This window comes from Angustibacter sp. Root456 (assembly GCF_001426435.1).
In the GTDB taxonomy this organism is placed as follows: domain Bacteria; phylum Actinomycetota; class Actinomycetes; order Actinomycetales; family Angustibacteraceae; genus Angustibacter.
Genome location: NZ_LMER01000016.1, coordinates 503 through 8,895, shown reverse-complemented (window position 1 = coordinate 8,895; position 8,393 = coordinate 503). Strand labels below are relative to the sequence as shown.

8 protein-coding genes are annotated in these 8,393 nt (G+C 70.6%); 1 reads left to right on the top strand and 7 read right to left on the bottom strand.

Features of this window, described 5'->3' with window-relative positions; genetic code table 11:
• From ASD06_RS09940 to typA, 3 genes are all read right to left on the bottom strand, one after another.
• Positions 1-390, bottom strand: a 390-nt coding sequence (locus ASD06_RS09940) for an ABC transporter substrate-binding protein (protein WP_235502296.1), incomplete at its 3' end; no start/stop codon positions are given.
• Between the two features lie 132 nt (positions 391-522).
• Positions 523-1,518, bottom strand: a complete 996-nt coding sequence (locus ASD06_RS09935; protein WP_056676568.1) for an ABC transporter permease — start codon at positions 1,516-1,518, stop codon at positions 523-525.
• 205 nt (positions 1,519-1,723) lie between these two features.
• Entirely contained in the window at positions 1,724-3,610 is a 1,887-nt protein-coding gene (gene typA, locus ASD06_RS09930) for a translational GTPase TypA (protein ID WP_056676564.1), read from the bottom strand.
• A gap of 308 nt (positions 3,611-3,918) precedes the next feature.
• Between typA and ASD06_RS09925 the strand changes: the two genes are divergently transcribed.
• Positions 3,919-4,647, top strand: coding sequence for a VIT family protein (locus ASD06_RS09925; protein WP_056676562.1), 729 nt, complete (start codon positions 3,919-3,921; stop codon positions 4,645-4,647).
• Positions 4,648-4,666: 19 nt separating this feature from the next.
• On the opposite strand, the gene ASD06_RS09920 is transcribed toward ASD06_RS09925, so the two are convergent.
• The 4 genes from ASD06_RS09920 to ASD06_RS09905 all read right to left on the bottom strand — a co-directional run bounded on the left by ASD06_RS09920 (position 4,667) and on the right by ASD06_RS09905 (position 8,123).
• Positions 4,667-6,286 (bottom strand): hypothetical protein, encoded by a 1,620-nt coding sequence (locus ASD06_RS09920; RefSeq protein ID WP_056676559.1) that lies wholly within the window; start codon positions 6,284-6,286, stop codon positions 4,667-4,669.
• Positions 6,287-6,439: 153 nt separating this feature from the next.
• Positions 6,440-7,090, bottom strand: a complete 651-nt coding sequence (locus tag ASD06_RS09915; RefSeq protein WP_056676557.1) for a hypothetical protein — start codon at positions 7,088-7,090, stop codon at positions 6,440-6,442.
• 75 nt (positions 7,091-7,165) lie between these two features.
• Positions 7,166-7,696 carry a GNAT family N-acetyltransferase gene (locus tag ASD06_RS09910; RefSeq protein ID WP_056676554.1) on the bottom strand — a complete coding sequence of 177 codons (531 nt, stop codon included), beginning with the start codon at positions 7,694-7,696 and terminating at the stop codon, positions 7,166-7,168.
• Positions 7,697-7,760: 64 nt separating this feature from the next.
• Positions 7,761-8,123: a VOC family protein gene (locus ASD06_RS09905; RefSeq protein WP_056676551.1), complete on the bottom strand. Its 363-nt coding sequence runs from the start codon at positions 8,121-8,123 to the stop codon at positions 7,761-7,763.
• Positions 8,124-8,393: the final 270 nt, after the last annotated feature.

Genomic DNA, 8,393 nt, shown 5'->3' with positions numbered 1-8,393 from the left:
CGAGCCGTCCTCCCACTTCGCGCCATCACGCAGGGTGAAGGCCCAGGTCTTGCCGCCGTCGGACGGCTTGCCGGTGTCGGTGGCCAGGTCGCCCACGAGCTCGCCGGCCTTGGTGCCGTCCGGGCTCATCTTGTAGGCGGTCAGCGTCCGCGCGAAGTACGCGCTCGAGAACGCGAGGTCCTCACCGGTGTAGTTGCGCTGCGGGTCGAGGTGGTTGAACTGCTCGGCCTGGGTCAGGATCGTGAGGGTGCCGCCCTTCTGGCCCTTACCGCCGTCGTTCTCACCGCCGCCCGCGTTGTTGTTGCTGCCGCCGCCACCGCACGCAGCCAGCGCCAAGGCGCCGACCGAGGCGAGGGCAACGTAGCGAAGACCGATCTTGGCCTTGCCCATGTTGTCTCCTCCTGGTCGATGAACCGAGGCATTTGCTCGGTCCGTCCGGCCCGCCGCGAGCGGTGAGCCGCTCCCGGCCGAGGCCGGGACGTCTGAATGGTGTTGCGTGGTGTTGCGTGGTGTTGCGTGGTGTTACGAGCGCCCGGCCCGGGGGTCGAGGGCGTCGCGGATGGAGTCGCCCAGCAGGTTGAAGGCGAGCACCAGGATGAACAGCGCCGTACCGGGGATGAACAGGTACAGCGGGGCGACGCGGTAGAACGTCACCGAGTTGGACAGCATGTTGCCCCAGGTCGGCGTCGGCTCACTCACGCCGACCCCGAGGAAGGACAGCGCCGCCTCCGCGCCGATGTAGCTCGGCAGCAGCAGCGACGAGTACACGAGGATGGGCACCCAGAGGTTCGGCAGCATCTCGCGGAAGAGGATGCGCCGCGTCGAGGCCCCCATCGAGATCGCGGCCTCCACGAACTCGCGCTCGCGCAGGCTCAGCACCTGGCCGCGGATGATCCGGGCGAGGTAGGGCCAGCCGAAGATGCCGAACACCGTGATGAGGAAGGCGATCCGGGCGGTGTTGCCCTCCCAGTGCAGCTTCTTGTCGAACAGCTGGACGACGATCGGGCTCAGCGCGATCAGCAGGATGAGCTGCGGGAAGCTGAGGATGAGGTCCATCAGCCGACCGAGCAGCGAGTCCAGGCGGCCACCGCTGTAACCGGCGATGATGCCGATGGTGACGCCGATGAAGCCGGTGAGCAGCGTGCCCGCGAACGACACCAGGAGCGAGATCCGGCTGCCGTAGAGCAGCTCGGCGAGGATGTCGCGGCCGGTGACCGGCTCGATCCCCAGCAGGTGCTCAGAGCTGATGGCGCTGTGGAAGAACGAGGTGTCCTTCGGCATGCCGCCGTCACCGATGAGCGTCTCGTTGTAGCTGGTGTCGACGCCGAGCAGACGAGTGATCACCGGAGCGAGCAGCGCGACGACGATGTACAGCAGGACGACGGACAGGCTGATCATGCCGACGCGGTCGCGCTTGAGGCGGCCCCAGGCGATCTGGGCCGGCGAACGACCCTGGACCCCTGTCGCTCCTTCGGTGACGTGCGTCTCCTGCTCGGCAGACTGCGACGCAAGCGCCATGGTGGAGGAAACCTTTCGGTGGAGGACTGCTCAAACCGTGAGGACTCTATGCCAGGCCGGTACTTGTCGGGCAACACCCCACGGGCGACGTTGCCCAATCGTGACCGCTCCGCGACCTAGGGACGCTGAGCCGGTATCGCCGCGCGCCCGGCCGTCACCGGAACGAGATCCGGCAGACACCCGCCGGTGACGTCACCTCGGCGGCTCAGGGCCGGCGCGCGCGCGCCGCGGCCTTGGCTCGCTCGTCCTTGTCGAGGATGACCATGCGGATCCGGACGGCGTCCGGTGTGACCTCGACGCACTCCTCGTCGCGGCAGAACTCCAGCGACTGCTCCAGGGAGAGCTTGCGCGCCGGCACCAGCCGCTCGAGCTCGTCCGCGTTGGAGCGGACGTTGGTCATCTTCTTCTCCTTGGTGATGTTCACGTCCATGTCGTCGGCTCGGGAGTTCTCGCCGACGACCATCCCCTCGTACACCTCGGTGCCCGGGTCGATGAACAGCGTGCCGCGCTCCTGCAGGTTGGCCATGGCGTACTGGGTCGCGGCGCCGGCACGGTCGGAGACCATGGAGCCCGACGGGCGGGTGCGAAGCTCGCCGAACCACGGCTCGTAGCGCTCGAAGACCTGGTGCGCGATACCCGTGCCGCGGGTCTCGGTGAGGAACTCGGTGCGGAAGCCGATCAGACCGCGTGAGGGCACCAGGAACTCGATCCGGATCCACCCGGTGCCGTGGTTGACCATCTGCTCCATGCGGCCCTTGCGGACGGCGAGCAGCTGGGTGACCGCGCCGAGGTACTCCTCCGGCGCGTCGACGGTGAGCCGCTCGACCGGCTCGTGGACCTTGCCGTCGACCTCTCGCGTGACCACCTGCGGCTTGCCGACCGTGAGCTCGAAGCCCTCGCGTCGCATCTGCTCGACGAGGATCGCCAGCGCGAGCTCGCCGCGGCCCTGCACCTCCCACGTGTCCGGGCGCTCAGTGGGCAGGACGCGCATCGAGACGTTGCCGACCAGCTCTCGGTCGAGCCGGTCCTTGACCAGCCGCGCCGTCACCTTGGTGTTCTTCGTCGGACCGCGGCCCGCCAGCGGGGAGGTGTTGGTGCCGATGGTCATCGAGATGGCGGGCTCGTCGACCGTGATGAGCGGCAGCGGGCGCGGGTCGTCGACGTCCGCGAGCGTCTCGCCGATGGTGATGTCGGGGATGCCCGCGATGGCGATGATGTCGCCGGGTCCGGCCTGCTCGGCGGGCTTGCGCTCGAGCGCCTCGGTCATGAGCAGCTCGGTGATCTTGACGCGGGTCTGCGTGCCGTCGTGTCGGCACCACACGACCTGCTGACCCTTGCGCACGGTGCCCTGGTGGACGCGGCAGAGCGCGATGCGGCCGAGGAACGGCGAGGCGTCCAGGTTGGTGACGTGAGCCTGGAACGGGTGCTCGTCGTCGTAGGACGGCGCGGGCACGTGCTCGAGGATGGTGCGGAACAGCGGCTCGAGGTCCGGGGAGTCCGGCATGCCGCCGTCCTCGGGGCGGTCCAGCGACGCGCGGCCGGCGCGGGCCGAGGCGTAGACGATGGGGAACTCGATCTGGTCCTCGGCGGCGTCCAGGTCGAGGAAGAGCTCGTAGGTCTCGTCGACGACCTCGCCGATGCGGGCGTCGGGCCGGTCGACCTTGTTGACGACCAGGATCACCGGCAGGCGGGCCTCGAGCGCCTTGCGCAGCACGAACCGGGTCTGGGGCAGCGGCCCCTCGGAGGCGTCGATGAGCAGGCAGACGGCGTCCACCATCGACAGCCCGCGCTCGACCTCGCCGCCGAAGTCGGCGTGTCCGGGCGTGTCGATGATGTTGATCGTGACGCCGTCGGGGTGGCCGAGCGGCCCGGCCGACGGGCCGGTGTATCGGACGGCGGTGTTCTTCGCGAGGATCGTGATGCCCTTCTCGCGCTCGAGGTCACCGGAGTCCATCGCCCGCTCGTCGACGTGCTGGTGCTCCCCGAAGGCCCCGGACTGCCAGAGCATGGCGTCGACGAGGGTGGTCTTGCCGTGGTCGACGTGGGCGACGATCGCGACGTTACGAATGTCGTCGCGGGTGCGCGTGGGCATGCTGAGGTCCTGACGATCGAGGGTGGGGAACCCCGAGAGTCTACCGGCGGACGTCGGACCCCCGGCCACGCTGCGACGCGCATGACGTCCCGGCGCCGCCGGCGGCGGAGCCGGGACGTCGAAGACGGTCCCTCAGCTCAGTCGCAGTAGCGGTGGATCGTCGCCGCGTTCGCTGCGCTCACCCATGTTGGTTCGAGCGGAAGGCGCACGTTGGGAGAATCCTCCGATCGCAGACAGGGCCCGTGGACCCACTCCCGCGCTAGCGGGCGACGGCGCCGCCCGACCGTGACGTCCCGTACGGTTGATCCGTGAGCGAGACCGCGGACGAGACGACGGCGCACCGGGGCGAGGAGCACTCGGGCTCGGTCGGGGCCCGGCTGAACTGGCTTCGGGCCGGAGTCCTCGGGGCCAACGACGGCATCGTCTCGACCGCCGGCATCGTCGTCGGCGTCGCCGGTGCCACCGCCGACCGGGCCGCGATCGCCACGGCGGGCGTGGCCGGCCTGGTGGCCGGAGCGCTGTCGATGGCTGCCGGCGAGTACGTCTCGGTGAGCACCCAGCGCGATAGCGAGCGGGCCCTGCTGGAGAAGGAGCGCCGCGAGCTCGAGGAGATGCCCGAGCAGGAGCTCGCGGAGCTCACCCAGATCTACCGCGGCAAGGGACTCAGCGACGACCTCGCGCGTCAGGTCGCCGAGGAGCTGACGGCGCACGACGCGTTCGCCGCCCACGTCGACGCCGAGCTGGGCATCGACCCCGACGACCTCACCAACCCGTGGCACGCGGCGTACGCCTCCGCGAGCGCCTTCACCGTCGGCGCGCTGCTCCCCCTCGTGGCGATCCTGCTGCCGTCGACCGGCACGCGGGTGCTCATCACCTTCGTCGCCGTCGTGGCCGCGCTGGCTCTCACGGGCTGGCTGAGCGCGCGCCTCGGCGACGCCGACCGCGGCCGCGCCATCCGCCGCAACGTCCTCGGTGGGGCGTTGGCGATGGTGGTCACGTACGGGGTCGGCATCGCCTTCGGCGGCTTGGCCCTCTAGCTCACGGCTCGCCTCGACCTCACCAGCCGTGGTGGCCGAGCGAGTAGAGGTCGACCTTCATCGAGCCGGTGTCGTCGCCGTAGGTGGTGTCCCACACCGCGAACCGCGCGTTGCCGTCCGCCTCGGGTTCGTACACGTAGCCGTACTCGTGCGTGGGCGAGCAGCCGTGGTCCCACCGCAGGTCCTGCCCGTTGAGGTACAGGTCGTAGAAGTCGGCCGTCGGGTGCAGCGGGTCGGCTGAGCGGCGTCGCAGCCACTGACCTGCGGGCGTCTTGCTGCACTCCGCGTCGACCTCCACGCCGTCCCCGGCGGTCCACGTGCCTGACACGCGCACCAGGTACCGCCGCCCCTCGGCGAGGTAGGTGGTGCTTCGCGCGCCGGCAGGCGTCACGGTCAGCGACTCAGCGCCCCGCAGACGGGTCCCCACGCGCTCCATCGGCTCGACGGCCGGCTCAGCCGAGAGGTTCGGCAGCGTCGTCCGGTACGTCGCGGTGCTGGCACCGGCGCGCAGGACCCGCACGACGAGGGTTCCCGCGTCGTCCGAGCGGTTGCCGTCGTCGACCCGGAACGTCACCGGGCCCGTAGTGCTGGGGCGGTAGTCCCACACGTAGGCGTGCGACTGCTCGTCGCACGAGCCCCGCGGCGACGACCACCCCGTCGCACCGTTGACGGTGAGCTTGAGGCGGCTGGTGGCTGTCGTCTCCTCCGCCTGCCGATCCCATCCGGCGTCGTCCAGACGGTGCCAGGAGCAGGCCGCGTCGGCCAGCCGGCTGCCGGCACCGAACCGGTAGTAGCCGGTCGCGACCAGGCGGTAGGTCGTACCCGCCTTGAGCGAGAAGGACGTGCGGGTGCCCGCCGACGACCGCGGCGAGACGCTGAGTGACGCCACCGGGTACTTGCGCTGGTCGAGCACCGGGGGCCAGATGGGCTTCGGCGCCGGCTTGGTCTTCGGTTTCGGCTTGGGCTTCGGCTTCGGTGCGACTCGCGGCTTGACCGTCGCCACGTGCGGCGCGGCGCCGACGCCTGCCACGGTGCCGTCCCAGAACGACGTGACGGCGCGAGCACCGGCCCAGCCCAGGGAGATGTGCATGTGGTCGCGGTGACGCAAGGTCGAGCTGCAGCGCGACAGCGCCTTGCCCCGACAGGCGGGGTGGACGTACGCGCGGGGGGCGAAGCCACGGCTCGCGGAGTAGATCCGGTCGTTCCAGATGATGTACATGATGCCCATGCGCCGGGCAACGGCGTCGCGGTTGCCATAGCGATCGGTGGCCCGGGCGAGCTTGAGGAACGCCAGGCCCTGCGCGCGGCCGCGACTCGAGCGGTAGTCGACGTGCCAGTCGAAGGCGCGGCCGTCCTTGTGCTCGCTCGTCCCGCCGGCGCTGCAGGCCCGCATGATGCCTGACGACGAGCTGCCGCGGTAGCGAGCGAGCAGCCAGCGCGAGAGGCGCACGGCACCCTTGGTAGCGGTGCGCGAGCACGCCCGCTGTGGCTGGTAGGGCGCGAAGCCCTCGATGGAACGGCCGAACGACGGCACCGAGCCCGCTGCGGCCGTTGCAGGAGATGCGGTGACGGCGAGCGAGCTGGCGACGACGGCGAGGGCTAGGGCGATCTTGGTGACGTGATGGCTGACGGTGCGCACGAGAAGGGGCTCCTGGGTCGGTGGTCCGGTATGCCCTTCGTTCCGTGGATCTTCGAACCTGAGCCGCCCGACGGTCACCACCCGATCCGACGCACGCGCCGTGATCGCCACCGTGCGTGACGATGGCCCGCTGCTGGAGGCCGCGCGACCGGGTCAGCGCGGCGGCGCGGGCAGCGGCCCGCGGGTCGTCACTCGGCGCCGTGTCGACTCGTGATGCGCCAGCAGGAAGAGCCCGGCGGTGACGAGGCCCGGCAGCGACGCCGCACCGAGCGAGCCCGAGAACGCGTGCCTGAGCGGCGCACCCGACCCCACGACCTCCACCACCACCGGCAGCAACGACGTCGCCAGCAGCATCAGCCCAGCAGCCCGTGGACGGTGCAGCCCCAGGAACCCCAGTGCGACAGAGACGACGAAGACGCCGACCGCGGCGTACGGGGCCCGCTGGTCACGCAAGCCTCCGACGCCGTGCGATCCCACCGCCGACCACACGCAGTACGCGATCACGACCACCACGAGCACCATGAGCAGCGGCTCGGCGAGGCGCGGCCGCCACCACGCCAGTGCAGCCATCACGATCAGCGGCACCAGCCAGCCCAGCACCATGCCGGCGGCCGCGAAGCCGCCCGGGTCGCTGAACGTCTCACCGCCGATGAACAGCCCGCCGAGGACGCCGAACGCGACCATCCACCCGGACCCCGCGCGGCGCAGGGCCAGCGCACGCCTCGCCGGCTCGCGATGACGCGCCATCGAGACCGCGGCCAGTACTGCGAAGGCCACCACCAGCAGCGGGAGCAGGGTCGCCATGACGCACCTCCACGATCACGGTGCGCACGGTGGGCTGCAAGACGCTAGGGCCGAACGGCCCGCGGGCGAGCGCCGTCAGACGAGGTCGACCCAGTACCGGCGCACAGCACGGTCGCCGTCCACGGCGCGCACGTCCTCGAGCCGGCCGCCGTGCCGCTCGATGGTGCGGGCGGAGGCCTCGTTGTCGCCGTCGCACGTGATGAGCACCCGCGTGAGCCCGGCCTGCCGGGCGCGCTGGAGCACCTCGCCCAGCGCCCAGGTCGCGAGCCCGCGCCGGCGCGCAGTCGGACGCACGCCGTACCCGATGTGGCCGCCCTGCTCGAGCAGGAAGTCGTTGAGCTCGTGCCGCAGGGTGATCGCCCCGAGGTAGGTCTCGCCGTCGACGATCCACCAGTAGTCGGTCGGCACGCGGCCCGCAGGCAGCGGGATCGTCGGGTCGTTCTGCTGGCACAGCCACTCGACCCACGCCGCGAAGCCCTCGGCGGACTCGACGTCGTCGTCGCTGTGCAGACCGGCGCCGTCCTGGTGAACGCCGGACCCCCACTCCTGCAACGACTCCAGCCACGAGTCATGGAGACGGACGGTCGGCGCGATGAGCTCGGGCATGACCCCGACGCTAGTGAGCCGTGCCAGTCGCAGCCACCGGTTAACCGTGCCGCACCGGGCCCGATCAGGTTTCGGTGGTGCCCTCGTAGAGCCCGATGCGGTTGCCGTCCGGGTCCTCCACCGCGGCCCACCAGCTGGTCTCGCTGATCTGCTGGCGTTCCATCAGCACCTTGCCACCGGCCGCCTTCGCGGCGGCGAGCGCGTCGTCGATGGAATCGACCTCGACGTACGAGCGCGGTTGCGTGAAGTCGTCCGACCGGGGCGCGAGCCCGCCGCCGGAGATCTGGTTGGGCGCTCGCCACATGGGGTAGCCCTCGTAGCCAGGAACCTCGGCAATCTGCCAGCCGAAGAGCGACCGGTAGAACGCCGCGGCGCGCTCGGTGTCACTTACCGGGATGTCGATGTGCGTGATGTCTCCGTGCGCCATGCCTGCCTCCTTGGACCGCCTCGTGCGAGGCTCGCACCAACGCTGCGCAGGCTAGACCCGGACGGTCAGTGTCGAACAGGGCTCTCACCTGGTGGTTGCTCCAACAAGTTGACACCTTGTCCACAGACCTCTTGTGGGAGAGGCTCGCTGTCGGTGGTGGTGCGTAGGTTTGTCGCATGACGAATCGGGCGGACGGCGGCGGCGCGACAGCGCTGGACGTCGTGCTGTCCGACCTCGAGGAGGTCTTCGACCGCCTCAGTGCGCTGCCGC